Source organism: Halomonas sp. DP8Y7-1, from assembly GCF_019801685.1.
Lineage (GTDB): Bacteria > Pseudomonadota > Gammaproteobacteria > Pseudomonadales > Halomonadaceae > Halomonas > Halomonas litopenaei_A.
The window spans coordinates 109462-130806 of the sequence record NZ_JAHVIN010000005.1 but is presented as its reverse complement, the minus strand read 5'-3'; the positions used below and the strand labels follow the sequence as shown (position 1 = coordinate 130806).

Below are 21345 nucleotides of genomic sequence, written 5' to 3'. Positions count from 1 at the left end.
GAAATCGTGTCGCCGACATCAGCGCATCAGCCATGCACGCTGATGCGCAGTGACGCGGCAATCGCCAACGGTGCACTGGCCAGTGCCAGCGCCAGCATGGCGCCGATCACCGCCAGGTGAGGCAGCCACTCGCCCCCCGACAGCGCCGCCCCCATGGCTCCTGTACCGAAGATCAGGACCGGCATGAACAATGGCAGCACCAACAGCGACAACAGCATGCCTCCGCGGGCCAACCCTACCGTCAATCCAGCGCCAATGGCCCCGATCAGGCTGATGCAGCCGCTGCCCACGGCCAGGGTGACACTCAAGGCCAGGTAGCTGCCCTGGGGCAAGGCCAGCAGCACTCCCAGCAACGGGGCCATCAGTGCCAGCGGCAGACCTGTGGTCAGCCAGTGCACCAGCACCTTCGCCACCACCAACAGTGACAGCGGGTGGGGAGCCAGCAACAGCTGCTCCAGCGTGCCGTCTTCATAATCCGCGCGGAACAATCCATCCAGCGACAGCAGCGCGGACAGCAAAGCCGCCACCCACAGCACGCCGGGGGCTATCCAGGCCAGACGCTCCGGTTCCGGCGAAATTCCCAGGGGAAACAAGGTGATGACCATGGCGAAGAACACCAGCGGGGTCAGCGCGTCAGCGGGACGCCTGGCCACGCCGACGAGATCTCGCTGAAAGGTCGCCCATAGCGCCATCCCCAGACCCGCGCCGGCCTCCTTGACCGCCACCACCGCGGGCTCGACGTCAGTGGAACAAGCGCTCATGCCACCTCCCGGGCAGGGCCTGACAGGGACAGCCTGCGCAGACCAGGCACATTGGCCAGGGCATGATGGGTGGTGACCAGTACGGCACCGCCCCGGCCGGCGTGCTCGACCAGACGCTGCTCCAGCGCCGACACGCCATCGACGTCAATGGCCGTGAAAGGCTCATCCAGGATCCACAGTGGATGACGACTGAGCACAAGGCGGGCCAAGGTCACTCGGCGTTGCTGTCCAGCGGACAGCTGGGAGGCCACCACATCCTCGAAGCCCGCCAGGCCGACCTCGGCCAGCGCTGCGCCAAGCTCGCGATCGCTACATCGGCGACCTGCCAAGGCCTGATACCAGCGCAGATTTTCCATCGCCGTCAGGTGGGCCTTGATACCCGGCGCGTGGCCAAGGTAGAGCAGATTGGCCAGCAAGTCGGCGCGTGCCTTGGACAGCGCTCTGCCGTCCCATAACACCTGCCCTTCCACGTCGCTGATCTGGCCGCACAGCACCTTCAGCAGCGTCGTCTTGCCGCTGCCGTTGGGGCCCTCGATCCGCAGAACGTCGCCTGCCCCGAGAATGAGGTCGAGCCCATGAAACAGCCAGCGACCGTCGCGCTCACAGGCCAGTTGTCGGGCTTCAAGACACAGACGCAAAGGGCACTCCACTGCCAGGACCGAGAGGGGGAAAACACGCACAGACTTTACACCGATTGCTACATCCGAACCAGACAGCCGGCCCCTCGTACCAGCGCAATCGCACAGCCAATGCACCTTTCGTTGATCCATGGCACTTGCGCGAACGCTAGGCCCTGCTATCTTTCTCGTGTACTGTATGAATCGACAGTATCCAGTATGACCCGCCGCCGGAGCCCAGCCCGCGCCGCACTTCCGTACCCGTGACAGCCCGACCCTTACCACCAGGGAGACACCGTGCCATGGATATCGCGACCTGCCAGTTCCTTCAACGCCTGCCCAACCTGCCCATCGCCGACAGCTGGGAGCCCATTGACACCCCCGATGCGCTGGTGGACATCCCCCTGCTGGGACATGTCTCCGCCGGGATGCCCATCGAAGCCTGCCTCGACAACGCGACTCTGCAGGTACCTTCGCGCATGGTGCGTCGCAACACCTACGCGCTGAAGGTGTGCGGCAACTCGATGATCGATTGCAATATCTTCGACGGCGATGTGATCATTATCGAACGCCAGGAAAGCGCCGAGAACGGCGAAACCGCGGTGGTGATGATCAATGACCAGGAGGTCACCCTGAAAAAGCTGTACATCGAGAAGAATGGCGTGCGGCTTCAGCCCGCCAACGAGACAATGCCGCCCATCTACCTGAAAAACAGTGACATTCGGGTGCTTGGACTGGTGATGGGCGTGGCTCGCCAGGCAGAACTGGTCGCCTGATGCGCTACCCGATACCGGATCTCGCGGCAGGCGAATGGCACGTGGCGGAAATTGAGGTGGAAAAAAGCCGCTTCATCACCTGGGTGGCTCACGCCCCTGATGTGGACGCTTTCAATGTGCTGCTGGCCGAGGCCCGGCGCCAGCACCCCAATGCCAGCCACCACTGCAGCGCCTATCTGGCTGGCCCTCCCGGCGAGCAGGTCCACATCGGCTTTTCCGACGACGGCGAGCCAGGCGGCACCGCGGGACGTCCCATGTTCCAGGCGCTGGAGGGTGACGGAATCGGCCAGACCGCGGCGGTGGTGATTCGCTACTTTGGCGGCACCAAGTTGGGCACTGGCGGACTGGCGCGGGCGTACACCCAGGCCCTGGTCAAGGCCCTGGAGACACTGCCCAGGCGCGAATGCGTAGAGCGCCGCCAGGTGCGTATCCAGGTCGACTTTGCGGGCGAAGCCGACGCGCGCCAGTGGTGTGAGTCCCGGCACATTCCTGTCGACGCGGTCGACTACGCGGCCGAAGGCGTCAGTCTGACCCTGGGCTGGCCCACTGACGCGCCCGTGGACCTGAGTGAGTTGAGCACCCGCCTCAAGGGACGCATCGCCATTGCCCGGGACGACGACCTGGACAACGAGCAAAACGACACGGCCTAGGCCCCTTGCCGTCCGTCGGTTTGGCTCATGCCCTGTCGACGCGCCCTGCCAATCCGCCCTGTCGGCGCGCCCTGCCAATCCACCCTATCCATTCGCCCTATCCATTTGCCCACGCATGCGCCCGTCATACGTGCACACCCAACCTATGCACACCTCGTGTTGGCACACCAAGGTGGTGACACGCCTATGCATGGGCAGGGGCTGATGCAGCCCCGATGTAGCGCTTGCGCTTGTCCGCCTTGAGCCGCGCCACATCCACCACCACCAGGCCGTCGATGCAGTAGCCAAACGCCGTGTCGACGCCAAAGGCCTTGAACGACACCCCGCCAGGCTCAGCGACATCGACATACTGCTTGTAGAGTGCGGGCACACCCGCCCCCATGGTCTGAAGCGCGGCCTTGAGGCGCAAGAAATCCTCTGCCACATCATTGCCATCAAACAGGCGATCCGCCTCTTCGCGCCCGGCGCGGGACAGTGGGCAGACCGCCTTGGCCCGAATCAGGCTGTCGCCATCGGCATGATAGTGCCGGTAGTAGCTGACCAGCAGGTCCTTGGCCAGCGGTGGCAAATGGTTGGGTATGGTGACGGGGCCAAACATCCAGCGAACCTCGGGATGGTGGCGAAGATAGGCGCCTAACCCATGCCACAGGTAATCTAGACTGCGCCGTCCCCAGTAGCGTGGCTGGACGAAACTGCGGCCCAGTTCCAGCCCATGACGCCACTGCTCCCAGGGCGCCTGGTCGAGGTGAAAGATGGTCGCACTGTAAAGCCCCTCGATGCCGATGCTGTCGAGGATGTGGCCCACATCCCCCAAGCGGTAAGCCCCGGCGATTTCCAGATCGCGGTCATCCCACAGCACCAGATGACGATAGTGCTCGTCGTATTCGTCCAGGTCGCGCTTCTTGCCCGTCCCTTCACCGACACGGCGAAAGGCAATCTCCCGCAGCCGTCCGATTTCCCGCATGACGGCGGAATCTGGCTGGTGCTCAAACAACAGAATCTGCTTGCCATCCGGGGTCTTACCCAGCACCTCGGCCTGCGCCAGCTCTTCGCGCAGGTGCTGGCGGTTCTCGGGATGAGCGATCCCCGCCTCGCTGACAAAGACCCCCTTCTTGCCGCGGCCCAACCGATAGATATGCTTGCGCAGCAGCTTCAGCTTCGCCTGAGTCGCCAGGTCGTCTCGATCAAACCGAGCCAGCGGAATTTCGCCGCCGATCTTGATCGTGATATGGCGCCCCTGCTGGCGAAACATCTCGTTGGGTAGCAGCAAGGTCCCCAGCGGGGAGTACAGCGACGTCAGGGAGTAGAACAGCGGAGAGTTTCTGCCGCCCACATGCACCGGCAGGATGGGCGCGTTGGTGCGCCGCGCCGCATGCAGGAAACCGGACAGCCAGTTGCCATCCCGGATGCCTCCAGGACCTGCCCGCGAGACCTCCCCCGCGGGAAACACGATCACTGCCTGCTCATCGTCCAGGGCGTCGACGATACCCTGCAGGCTCTTGCGGAAACCGCGGCGAGACAAGTTGTCCACCGGCAACAGCAGCGGCGCCAGGGGAGACAGCTGCATCAGCAGGTCGTTGGCGATGATTTTTACATCCGGCCTCACGTCCGCCACCATGCGCACCAGGGCAAGGCCATCAAGGGCGCCCAGTGGATGATTGGCCACGATGACGACCCGACCGGCCACCGGAATGTTGTCTCGATCTCGCGACGACAGCGAATAGCCGAAATTCAGGTGATCAAGCACCGCATCGATAAACTCGAGCCCACCGGCACGCCGATGCTGCTTGAGGAAGGCATTGATCTCACGCTCGTGTACCAGACGCTTGAGGCCGGACATCAACAGCTGTCGTCCCCAACGAGGCCAGCCCCCGACCTTCGGCGCCTTGGCCAGCAGAGCCTTCTCTACATCGATCATGCGCATTCCCCCTGACGTGTCGAACGTCAGACTAGGAAGCGAGCATGACAGAAGCGTGGCGATTCGATGTTGAGCGGATGACGTGCCCGACGCAGCTGAACGGCAAAAGCATGCGGCGCCCCCACCTTTCAGCAGGGGCGCCGCATGTGGCTGCCAGGATCAGACGTCACGCCGACCCTGGGCATATGGCGTAGTGCTGGAACCTATCCGAGGTACTTGATCATCACCCCAGCCGCCACCGCGGAACCAATGACGCCTGCCACGTTTGGCCCCATGGCATGCATCAGCAGGAAGTTGTGAGGATTGGACTCGAGCCCGACCTTGTTGGACACTCGCGCCGCCATGGGTACCGCCGACACGCCGGCAGAACCGATCAACGGATTGATCGGGTGCTTGCTCACCAGGTTCATGAACTTCGCCATCAGCACCCCGCACGCCGTGCCAATGGCAAAGGCCACCATACCAAGACCGAGGATGCCCAAGGTTTCCACTGCCAGGAAACGGTCGGCCATCAGCTTGGAGCCCACCGACAGCCCCAGAAAGATGGTCACCGTGTTGATCAGCGCATTCTGTGCGGTATCCGACAGACGCTCGACGACGCCACATTCGCGCATCAGGTTGCCGAAGCAGAACATGCCCAACAGGGGAGCAGCGTCGGGCAAGAACAGCACCACCAGAATCAACAGCGCCAGAGGAAACACGATCTTCTCGAGCTTCGACACCGGGCGCAGCTGGGTCATGGCGATGCTACGCTCCTTTTGCGTCGTCAACGCCTTCATGATCGGAGGCTGAATCAACGGCACCAGCGCCATGTAGGAATAGGAGGCCACGGCGATGGCACCCAGCAGTTCCGGCGCCAGAATGCTCGACACGTAGATCGACGTCGGCCCATCGGCGCCGCCGATGATGCCGATGGCAGCGGCCTGATTGAGGCTGAAATCCATCCACCCCATCGCCGTCATCGCTACTGCCCCCAACAGGGTGGCAAAGATTCCGAACTGGGCCGCAGCACCGAGAAACAGGGTGCGAGGGTTGGCCAGGAGCGGGCCGAAATCGGTCATCGCCCCCACCCCCATGAAGATCACCAGAGGCGCAATACCTGAGGCAATCGCCACGTTGTAGAACTGGAACAACATGCCGTGGGCATAGCCACCGTCCATGGCCACATCGTTGGCCGCGCGAATCAGCGCCGGGGACATGTCCCCGTGCAGCGCGTCAGACAGGGTGTGGCGCCAGATATCCAGCTCAGCACCGGTGGGCAAGCTGATCCCCAAGGCTTGAGCCATCTGCGCCAGCAGTTCAGGGCGACCCAGATGAGCGGCCTGCTCTGCCGCGGACAGCGCCAGACCCGCCTCGGGAATATTGGCGAGAATCCCACCAAAACCAATCGGCACCAGCAGCAGCGGCTCAAACTTCTTGGCGACGGCCAACCACAGCAGCAGTAGACCCACCACCAGCATCACCGCCTGGCCGAGCGTCAGGTTATACAGGCCGGAGCCGTACCAGAGCGTCAGTATCTTCTCCATGACCCGTCCTTAGAGCACTACCAGTACATCACCGACAGCGACGCTGTCACCCTCAGCCACCTTCACATCGGACACGGTTCCCGACGACGCAGCGCGTACCTCTGTTTCCATCTTCATCGCTTCAAGGATGATCACCACGTCGCCCTCCGCCACGCTATCACCGGGTTTGACGTTGACCTTGAAGATGTTGCCCGCCAGCGGCGCCTGCACCGTGGCTCCGGATGAGGCCTCGCCGCCAGCGGCGGGCGCCGGAGCTGGCGTAGCGGACGCTGCTGCAGGCTGAACCTGGGAAATATCTCCCCCTTCGGCAACCTCGACCACATAGGCGGTGCCATTGACGGTGACGGTGTAGGTGTCTGAACCACCGGACTGAGCCGCCGACTTGGCCGGAGCACTGGCCGCGGGCGCTGTTGCGGCCGGCGCCGTCTCGGCTTCGGGAGCAGGCTCAAAGGCGTCTGGGTTGTCCCGGTTTTTCAAGAACTTGAGACCGATCTGCGGGAACAGTGCATAGGTCAGCACATCATCGACCTGCTGCTCCCCGTCGGCCAGGCGAATGCCATCCTGCTTGGCCTTGGCAAGCAGCTCCTCGGTCAGGCGCGGCATCTCCGCCTCAAGGCGATCCGCCGGACGCTCGGTCATCGGCGAGGCGCCCTCCAGCACACGCTGCTGCAGGTCTCGCTCGAAGGGCGCAGGCGCGGCACCGTACTCCCCTTTCAGCAGTGCCTGCACCTCCTTGGAGATAGAGGCGTACCGCTCCCCCATCATCACGTTCATGACCGCCTGGGTGCCCACAATCTGTGAGGTAGGCGTCACCAGAGGAATGAAGCCCAGGTCTTCGCGCACCCGCGGAATCTCGTTCAGTACATCGTCGAGCCGGTCACCCGCACCCTGCTCTTTCAGCTGGCTCTCCATGTTGGTCAGCATGCCACCAGGCACCTGAGCCACCAGAATGCGTGAGTCAATGCCCTTGAGAGAACCTTCAAATGCGGCGTACTTCTTGCGCACTTCGCGGAAGTAGGCCGCAATGTCCTCGAGCGCTTCAAGATCAAGGCCGGTATCGCGGTCGGTTCCCTTGAGCATGGCCACCAAGGATTCAGTGGGGCTGTGACCGTAGGTCATGGACATGGAAGAAATGGCCGTATCGACGTTATCGACACCCGCCTCAGCCGCCTTCAGGGCCGTCGCCGACGATAGACCGGTCGTGGCGTGACAGTGCAGGTGAATGCGAATATCCAGCGCCGACTTGAGCTTGGTGACCAGCTCATAGGCATCGTAAGGCGTCAGCAAGCCCGCCATGTCCTTGATCGCCAGGGAGTCGGCCCCCATGTCAGCGATCGACTGCGCCAGCTCTACCCAGCTGTCCAGGGTGTGTACCGGACTCTTGGTATAGGAGATCGTGCCCTGGGCATGGCCGTCGTTGGCCTTCACCGCCTTGATCGCACGCTCGAGGTTGCGCGGATCATTCATGGCGTCGAAGACACGGAAAATGTCCACTCCATTGGTCTTGGCGCGCTCGACAAAGCGATCCACCACATCGTCGGCGTAATGACGGTAGCCGAGCAGATTCTGCCCACGCAGCAACATCTGCTGTGGAGTACGTGGCATGGCCTCCTTCAACGCCCGTATCCGCTCCCACGGATCCTCACCGAGATAGCGGATACAAGCGTCAAAGGTGGCCCCACCCCACGATTCCAGTGACCAGAAGCCGATGTTGTCGAGCTTCTCGGCGATGGGCAGCATGTCATCGATGCGCATACGGGTCGCAAACAGAGACTGGTGTGCGTCTCTCAACACGACATCGGTGATGCCAAGTGGGCGTGCAGTGTCGCTCATGGTCGAGTCCTTATCATTATGGCTTGTCGATACCAAGCGCTTTCGTCGAAAATCACGGCCGCCGGCACTGTGCGAGGGAGCTCATCAACAACGTGGTTTGACGAGCCCACTGACAGCGCCTGGCAGACTCATCGCTTTTGGCGGTGACGGTGAACAGCAGCAGCGATTACCGCCATCAGGGTGTCGTCCTGCGTCGGCGCCGCTCTTGAGCGGGGAGCGGAAGCCTCGGCTACCGGCTCCGGGAAGAAGCGCCCGATGACACGCGACATCAGTGTCGTCGTGACCACCAGAACCGTAAGAAAAACAAAAACGAAGCCCATCCCAAGGGCCATGAGGGACAAACCCTCGCTAACAAGCTGTGATTCGTTCATGCGGGATCCTCCGCTTTACGACGACTAAGTTGCCTTGATCTTTCTAGATCATTCGGCTTGCGCATATTTTTTGTTGCTATACCCTGCCACACCCCCGGCGTATAGCCATGGTCTAAAGGTAGCAGTTTTGGTTGTTAATTTACTACATAGACATAGGTTGGACGAAGGTCGCATAGGGCTGGCGCCCATGGAGGGCGTCATTGATGCCAACACCCGCGACCTGCTGACCCGACAGCAGGGCTTCGACTGGACGGTCACCGAGTTTGTCCGCGTCGTTGACGCACGCCTGCCGCCCCGAGTGTTCTACAAGCACTGCCCTGAACTGGCGACGCAAGGCGTCACGACGCCGTCACGCATCCCGGTACACCTGCAATTGCTCGGCTCAGACCCGGACGCCCTGGCAGCCAACGCGCGACAAGCGCTGCGCCTGGGCGCCATCAGCCTGGACCTCAACTTTGGCTGCCCGGCCAAGCTGGTCAACCGTCACGACGGCGGCGCGTCGCTGATGCGCGACCCTCACCGACTGGCCGCTGCTGTCGCCGCAGTGCATCAAGCCGTCGGCGAGGACATCCCGGTGACCGCCAAGATCCGGCTCGGATTCTCCCACCGCCGCCTGGCCCTGGACTGCGCCATGGCAGCGGAAGCCGCCGGCGCCAGACAGCTGGTCGTCCATGCGAGAACCCGCGACGAAGGCTATCGCCCCCCGGCCCACTGGGAATGGATCGGCAAGATCCGCCAACGCCTGCGCATCCCGGTCGTGGCCAACGGCGACATCTTCACCCTCGAAGACTACTGGAAGGCACGCACCCTGTCGGACTGCACCGACGTCATGCTGGGCCGCGGCGCCCTCGCCGACCCCCTCCTCGCCCCGCGCCTGAAACATTGGCAGCTCACCGGCGAACGCCTTCCAGCCACGACCTGGGCACAGCGCGCACAAGTGCTCATGGAATATGCTGCAATGCAGCGTAGCATACTCCCGGCGAAAGTGGTGGTATCACTACTAAAGCAGTGGATGAACCACATGAGAGCCCGTGACGAGGAGTCCGCAGCCCGCTTCAAGGCCTTGAGACGCATCACCGATCTCGATGACTTTATCGCCGGACTCTCCGCTGACACCCCCGAATCCGGCTTGCCTGCCCGCCACACGGCACTAAACGCCAGACCACAGGCGATAGCCGCAGACTGACACCCGTTTGTGCCGAGCATAAAAAAAGGCGTCCATCGAGAGATGGACGCCCAAACGATCGCGACCGGGCGGCGAGCCCGCAAGCCGGTCAGCATGAAAAAACGCGAGAGTAGACCGCTGCCACTAGCTCCTGAGGCGAGTGCACGTCACCGTCGACCGACAAGCGCTCAACAGGACACTCAAGCAGAACCGTCGCAGCACGGTAACAAACAGAAAACCCGCCCTCCGGAGAGAGCGGGTGAAATTCTGGCGCGCCCGGGAGGATTCGAACCTCCGACCACCTGATTCGTAGTCAGGTACTCTATCCAGCTGAGCTACGGGCGCGTGAGCAATACATCGTATTGCAGGTGACATGTGCTCATTCTTTCCTGCAGCGCTTGGCGACATCAGGACAGCACAAACCACGATGTGCAAGTGTATGGCGCGCCCGGGAGGATTCGAACCTCCGACCACCTGATTCGTAGTCAGGTACTCTATCCAGCTGAGCTACGGGCGCGTTTCACACTTACGATAACAAGACGACAGATACGCCTTCTTGTCAGTACCCATGAAGACCTTTGACTGCCGCTACTCGCTTCACGACAGGCAAATGGCGGAGAGGGAGGGATTCGAACCCTCGATGAGGCTATAAACCCCATACTCCCTTAGCAGGGGAGCGCCTTCAGCCACTCGGCCACCTCTCCCTCATCGGCACGGTGCGTATCCTACCGAGACTTAAGGCCTTTGTCCAGCCCGTGACAAAAAAAGTTGCGCAAGGTCTCTGCGCTGTCACTCGTCATCAACGCTACCGTCATCCGCTTTCTCACGCTGAATGCGCTGATAGATCTCTTCGCGGTGTACAGCAACGTCCTTCGGCGCATTGACGCCGATACGCACCTGGTTTCCCTTCACTCCTAGAACCGTAACGGTGATATCGTCACCGATCATCAGAGTTTCGCCGACGCGGCGTGTCAGGATAAGCATGACTGATCTCCTTCTCAGACTTGTTACGTGAGCCGCTACGCCGTCCCGTCTCCGAACGACGTGCCCTCTTTCTTGGTGGCGAGCACTAGCGACTCATGACACCTGATTGTGCCGTTTAAGGGAAGCCCCCTACCGCCGTAGCGGTACCGGGGACTCCTTAAAGCGTAGATGGTGTGCGCCGCGTCGAGGAATTTATTCGCTCTCGATGTCTGCCTTATCGAGACCAAATGCCTTGTGCAGGGCGCGCACCGCTAGCTCCATCTGCTTCTCGTCAATCACCACGGAAATCTTGATTTCCGAGGTGGACACCATGCGGATGTTGATATTTTCCTCGGCCAGCACGCGGAACATCTTCGAAGCGACCCCCGCGTGAGAGCGCATACCGACACCCACCAGTGACACCTTGGCGATGTTATCGTCTCCACGCAACTCACCGCCGCCCAGATCAGGGATAACCTGCTGCTCGAGGATGCGCATGGTCTGCTTGTAATCACCCTTGGCGACCGTAAAGGTGAAGTCAGTGTAGTCACCCGCCGGCGCAACGTTCTGCACGATCATGTCGATTTCAATGTTGGCATCGGCAATCGGACCCAGGATGCGCGAGGCCACGCCCGGCACGTCCGGAGTGTGCAGCAGGGTCAGCTTGGCTTCATTGGCGGTGAAGGCGATACCGGAAATCAGCGGTTCTTCCATGGAATCCTCGTCTTGGTCAGAGTCTGCAACGATCAGGGTGCCGGGGCCGTCTTCAAAGCTAGACAGCACACGCAGCGGGACATTGTACTTACCGGCGAATTCGACAGCGCGAATCTGCAGCACCTTGGAACCGAGGCTGGCGAGCTCCAGCATCTCTTCCACGGTGATCTCATCCAGGCGCTGGGCCTTGCTGCAGACGCGGGGATCGGTGGTATAGACACCGTCTACATCGGTATAGATCTGGCACTCATCAGCCTTGAGCGCGGCCGCCAGCGCCACACCGGTGGTATCTGAACCACCACGACCGAGGGTCGTGATATTGCCTTCCGCATCGACGCCCTGGAAGCCGGCAACGACCACCACCTGCCCGGCATCCAGATCCTCGCGCATCTCATCTGTCTCGATACGCTGGATACGCGCCTTGGTGTGAGCGCTGTCGGTCATGATGCCAACCTGCGAGCCGGTGTAGGACGTCGCGGGCACTTCCAGCTTGTGTAGCGCCATGGCCAGCAGGGAAATGGTCACCTGCTCACCGGTGGACACCAGCATGTCCATCTCGCGGGGGGTAGGCTCGTCGTTGATCTCGTTGGCCAGACCGATCAGGCGATTGGTCTCGCCACTCATGGCAGATACCACCACCACGACCTGATGGCCCTGGTCTCTAAAGCCCTTGACCTTCTCGGCGACCGCCTTGATCCGCTCCACCGAGCCGACCGACGTCCCACCAAACTTCTGTACGTATAGTGCCATATGCCGTCATCCTCGCTCGTTGGATTCCAATGAATGAAACTGTTGTCTCTGCGAAGCTGTATCTGCACAGCGCTGTGTCAGACAGAAAAAAGGGCCGTGGACTCTCTCGAGTCCACGACCCCGCAGGGGCTACAACCTGGCATCGAGCCAGGCGGGCACACTCTCCAGTGCGCCAGGAAGCGCCTGAACGTCACTCCCCCCTGCTTGTGCCATATCCGCGCGGCCACCGCCCTTGCCACCGACCTGACTGGCGACATGATTGACGAGCTCGCCAGCCTTGACCTTGGCGGTCAGATCATCGGTGACACCGGCAATCAAGCTGACCTTGCCAGTGGCCTCATCCGCCACACCGAGCACCACGATGCCTGAGGACAGCTTGTTCTTGAGCTGATCCAGCATGCCGCGGAGTTCCTTGCCTGATACGCCCTCCAGGCGGGTGGACAGGACCTTGACGCCCTTGACCTCGACCACCTTGGCCAGCATGTCGCTGCCTGCCGCGCTGGCCAGCTTGGCCTTGAGCCGCTCCAGCTCCTTCTCGAGGCCGCGATTACGCTCCACCAAGCTCTCGACCCGCTCCTCCAGCTGTTCGGGCTTGGCCTTGAGGCGCTCGGCCACCCGCGACAGGCGCGCCTCCTGCTCGGCGAAGTGGGCCAGCGCCCCCTCTCCCGTGATCGCTTCAATACGACGCACGCCAGAGGCAATGCCGCTTTCCGCGACGATATGGCAGCAGCCGATATCGCCACTACGTGCCACGTGGGTGCCGCCGCACAGCTCTATCGAGAAATCGTCGGCACCGATGGTCAGGACGCGGACGCTGTCGGCGTACTTGGCTTCGAACAGCGCCGCGGCCCCCTTCTCCTTCGCCTCATCGAGGGTCATGGTCTCGACGCGGGTCGGAGCATTGGCCAGCACCTGCTCGTTGACCAGGCGCTCCACTTCCTTGAGCTGCTCGGCGGTCATCGCTTCAAAGTGGCTGAAGTCGAAGCGCAGGCGCTCGGGCGTCACCAGCGAGCCCTTCTGCTGAACGTGCTCGCCCAACACCAGGCGCAGCGCCTTGTGCAGCAAGTGTGTGGCCGAGTGGTTACGCACGGTAGCGGCACGCAGGCTGGAATCCACCTGCGGCGTGACGTCTGCGCCCACGACCAGCTCACCCTCCAGCAGCATCCCCTGATGCAAGTGGTGGCCGGACTGCTTCTGGGTATCCTTGACCAGGAAACGTCCCGAACCAAAGGACAGATAGCCGGTATCCCCTACCTGCCCGCCGGATTCTCCGTAGAACGGGGTACGATCCAGCACCACCACGCCGGACTGCTCCTGAGTCAGCCGCTCCAGAGCATTGCCTTCGCTGTCATAAAGCCCGACCACGCGCGCCTGGTCGTCGAGGCGGTCATAACCGGTGAATTCGGTCGCGCCATCCAGCTCGATAGTGGCGCTGTAGTCGGCTCCAAACTGGCTGGCGGCACGGGCACGCTCGCGCTGGGCCTCCAGCTCACGGTTGAAGCCCTCTTCATCGAGGGTCACGCCACGCTCGCGACACACGTCTGCCGTCAGGTCGTAGGGGAAACCGTAGGTATCGTAAAGCTTGAACACGGTCTCACCGGCCAGGGTGTCCCCATCCAGTTGCGTCAGCGCCTGCTCGAGCAGCCCCATCCCGTGGTCCAGGGTGCGTGCAAACTGCTCTTCTTCCTTGAGCAGCACGCGCTCGATCTGATCGCGGGCCTTGCGCAGCTCGGGATAGGCCTCGCCCATCTCGCTGTCGAGGGCCGCCACCAGCTTGTGGAAGAATGCATCCTGAGCGCCGAGCTTATGCCCGTGGCGGATGGCACGACGAATGATCCGGCGCAGGACGTAGCCGCGCCCCTCGTTGGAAGGCAGCACGCCATCAGTGATCAGGAAGGCGCAGGAGCGGATGTGATCGGCGATCACCCGCAGCGACGGAGACGCCAGATCGTCGGTACCGGTAGCCTCTGCAGCGGCCTTGAGCAGATTCTGGAACAGGTCGATCTCGTAGTTGGAGTGCACGCCCTGCATGACCGCGGCGATCCGCTCGAGGCCCATGCCGGTGTCGATGGACGGCTTGGGCAGCGGGGTCATTTCACCGCTGGCGTCACGATCGAACTGCATGAACACCAGGTTCCAGATCTCGATGTAACGGTCGCCATCCTCTTCCGGACTGCCGGGAGGACCACCCCACACCTCAGGGCCATGGTCGTAGAAGATCTCGGAGCTGGGCCCGCAGGGACCGGTGTCGCCCATCTGCCAGAAGTTGTCTTCATCCAGCTTGGAGAAGCGCTCGGGATCAATCCCGATCTCGTCCTTCCAGATGCGCTCGGCCTCATCATCACTGATGTGCACCGTAACCCACAGCTTTTCCTTAGGCAGCCCCAGCACGTCGGTCAGAAAGGTCCAGGCAAAGCCGATGGCGTCACGCTTGAAGTAATCGCCAAAACTGAAGTTGCCCAGCATCTCGAAAAAGGTGTGATGGCGAGCGGTGTAGCCGACATTGTCCAGGTCATTGTGCTTGCCTCCAGCACGCACACAGCGCTGGGAGGATGTGGCCCTGACATAGTCGCGGGGATCACGCCCCAGGAACACATCCTTGAACGGCACCATGCCGGCATTGGTGAACAGCAGGGTCGGGTCGTTGCCCGGCACCAGGGAGCTGGACGGCACGCGAGTGTGACCGTGCTCCTCGAAGAACCTCAGGAAGGCCTGTCTGATATCTGCGCTTTTCATGAAATACCCGTGACGATGAGCGATAGAGCGCGTCGAGCCGGCCAGCTGGCGTGGCACGCCGGCAGCTACCGGGCATGACACCACACCCCGGAGCCGTCGCAAAAGAGGACATTATAGCGTAGTTGTCAAGCGACTAAAGTGGGTCACGTAAAACACCTGCACACGAGCCCTGGGATGGGCGGACAACCACACCGCTTTATATGAGCCTTCAACGATACTAGGTATCTGCCTCAGACATGGCGCGCAGTGCCTCGCGGACGTGATCAAAATCAAACCCTCGCCCGGCCAGGAAGCGCTCTCGCCTTGCCCGCTCTTTCGGGTCGCTTGCAGGCCCTCTGCCGAATCGACGCTCGAGGGCCTCGGTCGCCAGTTGATACCAGTCCACCGACTCCTCCTGCTCTATCTCTCTCAGGGCGTCTCTGGCCAACTCCCGGTCGACCCCACGCTGCCCCAACTCCGCCAGCATCTTGACCGGCCCCTGCCCGCGCAGCACTCGTCCACGCAGAAAGCTCTCGGCGAAGCGACGATCACTCTGCAGGCCCTGCTCGGCCAGTTCGTCCAGCAGCGCTTCGACCTCATCATGCTCGTGCCCTCGGCTCAGCAACCGTGTCGCCAGCTCTTGGCGACCATATTCACGCCGGGCGAGCAGTTCGACCGCCTGCTCCCGTGGCGACATCTCCGTTCTCGCCTTGCGCATGCAAGCCTCCCGTATATGCGCTGCATGACCACCAGCATTCATGCTCGGCGTGGCACGGCGCGCGCCCCACCCATCTGGTGAACGTCAAAACGCAACGGGCCCCTAGCAGGGGCCCGAATGGCGATGGAGGCCGGCGTTGCCTACCCCCATCCAGTACCGCAGCAGCGAATTACAGCAGGTCATCGCCGAAATCGTCACCCGCTGGTGCGGCTTCCGCTTGCTTGTCCTGCTCTTCCTTCTTGGGATCTGGCTGGACCAGCAGCTGAGCACGAATCTGAGACTCGATCTCTTCCATGATCGCAGGGTTGTCTTCCAGGAACTGGGCGGCATTGGCCTTGCCCTGACCGATCTTGTTGCCCTGGTAGCTGTACCAGGCACCTGCCTTGTCCACCAGCTTGCACTGGACGCCCAGATCGACCACTTCGCCGGCGTGATAGATGCCCTTGCCGTAGAGAATCTGGAACTCGGCCTGGCGAAACGGCGGAGCCACCTTGTTCTTGACAACCTTCACCCGGGTTTCGTTACCGGTGACCTCATCGCCCTGCTTGACCGAACCGGTGCGGCGGATATCCAGGCGCACGCTGGAATAGAACTTCAGGGCGTTACCACCAGTGGTGGTTTCCGGGCTGCCGAACATCACACCAATCTTCATACGAATCTGGTTGATGAACACCACCATGCAGTTGGCGTTCTTGATGTGGCCGGTAATCTTGCGCAGCGCCTGGGACATCAGACGCGCCTGGAGACCCACGTGGGAATCCCCCATTTCGCCTTCAATTTCCGCCCTGGGAGTCAGGGCCGCCACCGAGTCGATGATGATCACGTCCACACCGCCGGAACGGACCAGCATGTCGCAGATTTCCAGGGCTTGCTCGCCGGTATCCGGCTGGGAGACCAGCAGATCATCCAGGTTGACGCCGAGCTTTTCTGCATAGCTCGGGTCAAGGGCGTGCTCAGCATCGATAAAGGCACAGGTCTTGCCGTCCTTTTGTGCCTGAGCGATCACCGACAGCGTCAGCGTGGTCTTGCCCGAGGATTCCGGGCCAAAGATTTCCACGACGCGCCCGTAAGGCAGTCCGCCAATGCCCAGGGCGATATCCAGACCCAAGGAGCCGGTGGACACCGACGGCATGACCACCCTGGGGGCATCGCCCAGACGCATGACCGTGCCCTTGCCAAACTGGCGATCGATCTGAGAAAGAGCGGCGTCAAGCGCCTTGCTGCGGTTTTGATCCTGCGCCATTTCGGAGCTCCTGTAGACAATGGATCGGGGCCGAACGGCGTGTCCTGGTCCCCATCGGGCCCTGCGCCGGACCCTGGCAATTACTGTATGACTGAACAGTAGTATGACGAAAAAATGCGCTGACCACCACCCCTGCTCCAGGCCTATTGCTGCCATCGGAGTCCAATGCCAGCGAGCCGCCGGCCGCCAACATCGTCACCCTGGGGGCTAACGCTAGCCTTGGCGTTAGCTCAGCCGATCAATCAGCCCCTGCAGCGCGTAGGCAATGGCTTGGCGGCGCACGTCATCGCGATTTCCTGCAAATTGGCAACGTTCTGCCACGCACACGCCATCTGCGGCAAAGGCAAACCAGACCGTGCCCACCGGCTTATGGTCGCTGCCCCCACCAGGCCCCGCAACACCACTGATGGCGACGCCATGGGATGCGCCACTTTCGGCACATGCTCCAACCACCATGGCTTCGACCACTGACTCACTGACGGCCCCGTGGCGCTCCAGCAAGGCCAACGGCACCCCCAGCAGGCGCTGTTTGGCGGCATTGGAATAGGTCACATAGCCAGTCTCGAAGTAGTCCGAGCTGCCTGCGATATCGGTGATCGCGGTGGCCACGCCGCCACCGGTGCAGGACTCGGCGGTGGTCACATGGACCTGACGCTTGAGGCACAGTTCACCCAAGCGACTCGACAGCACTCGGATATCTTCTGGTGCAGGCGTCATGGAGATAGCTCCTGAAGTGAAGGTGGGGGCACGGGCCGCAACGATGGGGCCGCGACGTCATGCAGGCGCGCGGGATACGTCGCCAACATCGTGCCTGCAACTCGGGATCAACGCATTGCGGCGACCTCAGTCGCCGCAATGTGCTCTACCGCCGATCACAGGATTGACGACGAGGCCACCTAGCGCCTCGCGATAATCCACACCGCGTGAACGATCCCGGGAATATAGCCGAGAAGCGTCAGCAGGATGTTCAGCCAGAAGTGCAGACCGAAGCCAACTTGCAGGAAGACACCCAGCGGGGGCAGCAGGATGGCCAGAATGATGCGAATAACGTCCATATACTTGCTCCTTTATTCAACGTCCTTGAATCATCACCCAACTTGGATCATCGCCCAAGAGGGATCGGGAAGCGTGGTCCTTGCAGTGACATCTGTTGGCTGATGCTCCCAGGGGCAGCGGTGACTCCGTCACCGCCTTTGCTCGCGCCCTGAGGCATACCACCTAGGGTAGCCGGAGATCTCTCCGACAAACAGATGCCGTGTCGCGCATGCATCATATTGCCATGATGTAGGCGGTTCTATCATCCCCCTCCGTCGTCCTGGCTGCGCTACAGATCGGCCCGTCGGCCATGCTATCCTTATGGGCTTTCGTCGGCCTTGTTCCGACCGATCCTCGCTTTATCCATCCGCCCACCAGCGCATTGAGATTCCATGAACGACATGGCCAAGCCCAGTGCTCCCAGCCATACGCCGATGATGACCCAGTACCTCAGGATCAAGCGCGAGCATCCTGACGTCCTGCTGTTCTATCGTATGGGGGACTTCTACGAACTGTTCTACGACGACGCCAAGCGCGCCGCGGCACTGCTTGATATCACGCTGACACAGCGTGGCCAGTCAGCAGGCAAGCCGATTCCCATGGCCGGTATTCCCTACCATAGCGCCGAGGGGTATCTGGCTCGCCTGGTCAGTGCGGGCGAATCGGTGGCCATCTGCGAGCAGATCGGTGACCCGGCGACGTCCAAGGGCCCGGTAGAGCGTCAAGTGGTGCGGATCGTCACCCCAGGCACCCTGCATGATGAGGCACTGCTGGATGCACGCCGCGACAACCTGCTGGTGGCGGTAGCTCCCCATGGCGACCACCTTGGCCTGGCCTGGCTGGAAGTCTCCAGCGGACGCTTCAGCGTGCTGGAGGTCGACAGCGAAACCGAGATGCTGTCCGAGCTGACGCGCCTGGATCCGGCTGAACTGCTGGTGCCGGAAAGCCTGGAACTACCCGCCTCCATGTCCGAGCGACGCGGGCTTCGACGCCAGAGTGACTGGCTGTTCGATCATGAAAGTGCGCACCGGGTATTGTGTGATCAGTTCCGGGTTCAGGACCTCAAGGGGTTTGGTTGCGCACACCTGCACTCCGCCATCATTGCGGCTGGTGTGCTGATGGACTACGCCAGGGACACCCAGCGCAGCGCCCTGCCCCATGTCACCGCGATCGGTGTGGAAAACCGTGACGACAGCGTGGTCATTGATGCAGCAAGCCGGCGCAACCTGGAGATTGACATCAACCTGGGAGGTACCAGCGACAACACCCTCGCCAGCGTCCTGGACACCACCACCACGGCAATGGGCTCGCGCCTGCTCAAGCGTTGGCTGAACCGCCCGCTGCGAGACAGGCAGCAGGTCATGGGACGTCAATCCGCGATCAGCTTGCTGCTGGACCAGGAAGGCTACGAGCCGCTGCGCGACGAGTTGAAGGCCATTGGCGACATCGAGCGCATCCTGGCCAGGGTGGCGCTGGGCAGCGCTCGCCCGCGGGACCTGGCGAGACTGAGAGACGCCTTCAATGCGTTACCCGCTCTGCGCGATCAGCTGGCTGGCTACGCTGAAGGCACCACGCTTGACGAACTGCGCGTCCATATCCAGCCACTTCCCGAGCTGGCGGACTTGCTCACCCGTGCGCTGATCGACAATCCCCCGGTGGTCATTCGGGATGGGGGCGTGATCGCTGACGGTTTCGACAGTGAACTGGACGAACACAGAGGGCTGGCCGAGCACGCCGGTGACTACCTCGTGCAACTGGAAACACGGGAGCGGGCACGCACCGGGCTCGCCGGGCTCAAGGTGGGGTACAACCGCGTCCATGGCTACTTCATCGAGATTCCTCGAGCCCAGGCCAAGGAAGCCCCTGCGGACTATATCCGGCGCCAGACACTGAAGAACGCAGAGCGCTTCATCATCCCGGAGCTCAAGGAGTTCGAGGACAAGGCGCTATCCGCCAAATCCCGCGCACTGGCCCGGGAAAAGCTGCTTTATGAAGGCCTGATCGACAGCCTCAACGCAGAGCTCGCTCGCCTGCAGGCCACCGCCAGAGCACTGTCCTCCCTTGATGTGCTATGCGCCCTGGCCGAACGCGCACGGGCACTGGATTTTGTACGCCCCACGCTCGCTGATGTGGCCGGGTTCGATATTCGCGGTGGACGCCACCCGGTCGTCGAACAGGTCAGTGACACGCCATTCGTGCCCAACGACCTGCTGATGGACGACGACCGCCGCATGCTGGTCATTACCGGCCCCAACATGGGCGGTAAATCGACCTACATGCGTCAGGCCGCGTTGATCACCCTGCTTGCCCACTGTGGCAGCTTCGTTCCCGCTGACAGTGCCACCATCGGCCCGGTGGACCGCATCTTTACCCGCATAGGGTCCAGCGATGACCTGGCCGGTGGCCGCTCCACCTTCATGGTGGAAATGACCGAGACTGCCAACATCCTGCACAACGCCACAGATCATAGCCTGGTCTTGATGGACGAAATTGGCCGCGGCACCAGTACCTTTGATGGACTGTCGCTGGCCTGGGCCAGTGCCGAACACCTGACCCGCACGCGGGCCTTCACCCTGTTTGCCACCCACTATTTCGAAATGACCGCTCTGGCCGGAGATTCTGCTGCGGTGGCCAACGTGCACTTGACCGCTGCAGAGCACAATGACGGCATCGTGTTCATGCACCGGGTGGAAGAAGGCCCAGCCAGCCAAAGCTACGGTCTCCAGGTCGCGCAACTGGCCGGCGTCCCCCAGTCCGTCATCGCCGAAGCCAGGATCAAGCTCGCCGCGCTGGAGCAGCAGGAAGTGGATCATGGACAAGGCCCGTCCAGCCTGTCGCGAACGGAGCCTGCCCCCCAGCAGGCAGACCTGTTCGCCAGCACGCCTCACCCCTTGATCGAAGAGCTCGAGCAACTGGCCATCGATGAACTGTCACCGCGTCAGGCACTGGAGCTTCTATACCGCTGGAAATCGTCAGTATGACCGTGCACCCCGCGCTTGCCCCTACAGAAGTGCGGGTCTAGAATGTGGCACCCAAGGACCGTGCATTATAAGAAAGCCATTTCCATATAACTTTAAGGCTTAACACGCGACAGGCGAAACGACGCTCAGCTCCTCTGCGTCGGGGCGCGAGCTACCCATGATCCGAAGCGTCGCCATGGCGACCTTTCGGGCGCAAGTGACCAATGATTGAGCGGCCAGCACCGAACTGGCCCGAGGAAGGGAGACTGGCATGACATTCGTCGTCACCGAAAACTGCATCAAGTGCAAGTACACCGATTGCGTCGAGGTCTGCCCGGTGGACTGCTTCTACGAGGGTCCCAATTTTCTGGTGATCCACCCGGACGAATGTATCGACTGCGCCCTGTGTGAGCCCGAGTGCCCGGCCGAGGCCATCTACTCCGAGGATGAGCTACCCGAGGGCCAGGAGGCGTTCATCGAGATCAATGCGGAGCTTTCCGAGGTGTGGCCCAACATCACCGAAAAGAAAGATCCACCGGAAGACGCCGAGCAGTGGGACGGCAAGACAGGCAAGCTGGAGCAGCTCGAACGCTGATCTGGCACGACAAGCCACTACCTGCTTAACACAAT

18 protein-coding genes and 3 tRNA genes are annotated in these 21345 nt (G+C 61.8%); 5 read left to right on the top strand and 16 right to left on the bottom strand.

Annotated features, from left to right (window positions below; all coding sequences use genetic code 11):
- Positions 1-26 precede the first annotated feature (26 nt).
- Positions 27-761 (bottom strand): heme exporter protein CcmB, encoded by a 735-nt coding sequence (gene ccmB / locus KUV41_RS06075; RefSeq protein ID WP_224908690.1) that lies wholly within the window; start codon positions 759-761, stop codon positions 27-29.
- A complete protein-coding gene (gene ccmA, locus KUV41_RS06070; RefSeq protein WP_222484977.1) occupies positions 758-1399 on the bottom strand; it encodes a cytochrome c biogenesis heme-transporting ATPase CcmA in 642 nt (213 codons plus the stop codon). Before ccmA ends, ccmB begins: the two co-directional genes overlap by 4 nt.
- Positions 1400-1680: 281 nt before the next feature.
- On the opposite strand from ccmA, the gene lexA reads away from it, so the two are divergent.
- Both lexA and KUV41_RS06060 read left to right on the top strand, forming a co-directional pair.
- Positions 1681-2154, top strand: a complete 474-nt coding sequence (gene lexA, locus KUV41_RS06065) for a transcriptional repressor LexA (protein WP_206940169.1) — start codon at positions 1681-1683, stop codon at positions 2152-2154.
- Positions 2154-2804: an IMPACT family protein gene (locus KUV41_RS06060; protein ID WP_222484975.1), complete on the top strand. Its 651-nt coding sequence runs from the start codon at positions 2154-2156 to the stop codon at positions 2802-2804. The genes lexA and KUV41_RS06060 overlap by 1 nt, the downstream gene beginning before the upstream one ends.
- Before the next feature lie 184 nt (positions 2805-2988).
- Here KUV41_RS06060 and KUV41_RS06055 read toward each other — a convergent pair whose 3' ends face one another.
- The 4 genes from KUV41_RS06055 to KUV41_RS06040 all read right to left on the bottom strand — a co-directional run bounded on the left by KUV41_RS06055 (position 2989) and on the right by KUV41_RS06040 (position 8452).
- Positions 2989-4722 (bottom strand): lysophospholipid acyltransferase family protein, encoded by a 1734-nt coding sequence (locus KUV41_RS06055; RefSeq protein WP_206940173.1) that lies wholly within the window; start codon positions 4720-4722, stop codon positions 2989-2991.
- Between the two features lie 203 nt (positions 4723-4925).
- Positions 4926-6248 carry a sodium ion-translocating decarboxylase subunit beta gene (locus tag KUV41_RS06050; protein WP_206940175.1) on the bottom strand — a complete coding sequence of 441 codons (1323 nt, stop codon included), beginning with the start codon at positions 6246-6248 and terminating at the stop codon, positions 4926-4928.
- A gap of 9 nt (positions 6249-6257) precedes the next feature.
- Complete coding sequence (gene oadA, locus KUV41_RS06045) at positions 6258-8081, bottom strand: sodium-extruding oxaloacetate decarboxylase subunit alpha (protein WP_206940177.1); 1824 nt, start codon at positions 8079-8081, stop codon at positions 6258-6260.
- 128 nt (positions 8082-8209) lie between these two features.
- Positions 8210-8452 (bottom strand): OadG family transporter subunit, encoded by a 243-nt coding sequence (locus KUV41_RS06040; protein ID WP_206940179.1) that lies wholly within the window; start codon positions 8450-8452, stop codon positions 8210-8212.
- A gap of 187 nt (positions 8453-8639) precedes the next feature.
- Between KUV41_RS06040 and KUV41_RS06035 the strand changes: the two genes are divergently transcribed.
- A complete protein-coding gene (locus tag KUV41_RS06035; protein WP_222484973.1) occupies positions 8640-9638 on the top strand; it encodes a tRNA dihydrouridine synthase in 999 nt (332 codons plus the stop codon).
- 247 nt (positions 9639-9885) lie between these two features.
- On the opposite strand, the gene KUV41_RS06030 is transcribed toward KUV41_RS06035, so the two are convergent.
- The 10 genes from KUV41_RS06030 to KUV41_RS05985 all read right to left on the bottom strand — a co-directional run bounded on the left by KUV41_RS06030 (position 9886) and on the right by KUV41_RS05985 (position 17775).
- Positions 9886-9962: transfer RNA gene (locus KUV41_RS06030), tRNA-Arg, on the bottom strand.
- Positions 9963-10057: 95 nt separating this feature from the next.
- Positions 10058-10134 (bottom strand) — tRNA-Arg (locus KUV41_RS06025).
- A gap of 94 nt (positions 10135-10228) precedes the next feature.
- A tRNA-Ser gene (locus tag KUV41_RS06020) sits at positions 10229-10321 on the bottom strand.
- A gap of 85 nt (positions 10322-10406) precedes the next feature.
- Complete coding sequence (csrA, locus tag KUV41_RS06015) at positions 10407-10601, bottom strand: carbon storage regulator CsrA (protein WP_206940183.1); 195 nt, start codon at positions 10599-10601, stop codon at positions 10407-10409.
- Between the two features lie 192 nt (positions 10602-10793).
- Positions 10794-12044: an aspartate kinase gene (locus KUV41_RS06010; protein WP_206940185.1), complete on the bottom strand. Its 1251-nt coding sequence runs from the start codon at positions 12042-12044 to the stop codon at positions 10794-10796.
- Positions 12045-12173: 129 nt separating this feature from the next.
- The gene (gene alaS, locus KUV41_RS06005; RefSeq protein WP_222483404.1) at positions 12174-14780 is read right to left on the bottom strand and encodes an alanine--tRNA ligase; all 2607 of its coding nucleotides are present in this window, start codon (positions 14778-14780) and stop codon (positions 12174-12176) included.
- Between the two features lie 217 nt (positions 14781-14997).
- Positions 14998-15477: a regulatory protein RecX gene (locus KUV41_RS06000; RefSeq protein ID WP_222484971.1), complete on the bottom strand. Its 480-nt coding sequence runs from the start codon at positions 15475-15477 to the stop codon at positions 14998-15000.
- Positions 15478-15646: 169 nt separating this feature from the next.
- On the bottom strand, positions 15647-16720 hold the full coding sequence (recA, locus tag KUV41_RS05995; protein WP_206940191.1) for a recombinase RecA: 1074 nt from the start codon (positions 16718-16720) through the stop codon (positions 15647-15649).
- Between the two features lie 225 nt (positions 16721-16945).
- Positions 16946-17437 (bottom strand): CinA family protein, encoded by a 492-nt coding sequence (locus tag KUV41_RS05990; protein WP_222484969.1) that lies wholly within the window; start codon positions 17435-17437, stop codon positions 16946-16948.
- A 179-nt stretch (positions 17438-17616) separates the two neighbouring features.
- Entirely contained in the window at positions 17617-17775 is a 159-nt protein-coding gene (locus KUV41_RS05985) for a YqaE/Pmp3 family membrane protein (protein ID WP_206940204.1), read from the bottom strand.
- Between the two features lie 372 nt (positions 17776-18147).
- Between KUV41_RS05985 and mutS the strand changes: the two genes are divergently transcribed.
- Together mutS and fdxA are read left to right on the top strand one after the other, a co-directional pair.
- On the top strand, positions 18148-20736 hold the full coding sequence (mutS, locus tag KUV41_RS05980) for a DNA mismatch repair protein MutS (RefSeq protein WP_409995785.1): 2589 nt from the start codon (positions 18148-18150) through the stop codon (positions 20734-20736).
- 250 nt (positions 20737-20986) lie between these two features.
- Positions 20987-21310 (top strand): ferredoxin FdxA, encoded by a 324-nt coding sequence (gene fdxA / locus KUV41_RS05975; protein WP_206940206.1) that lies wholly within the window; start codon positions 20987-20989, stop codon positions 21308-21310.
- Positions 21311-21345 lie beyond the last annotated feature (35 nt).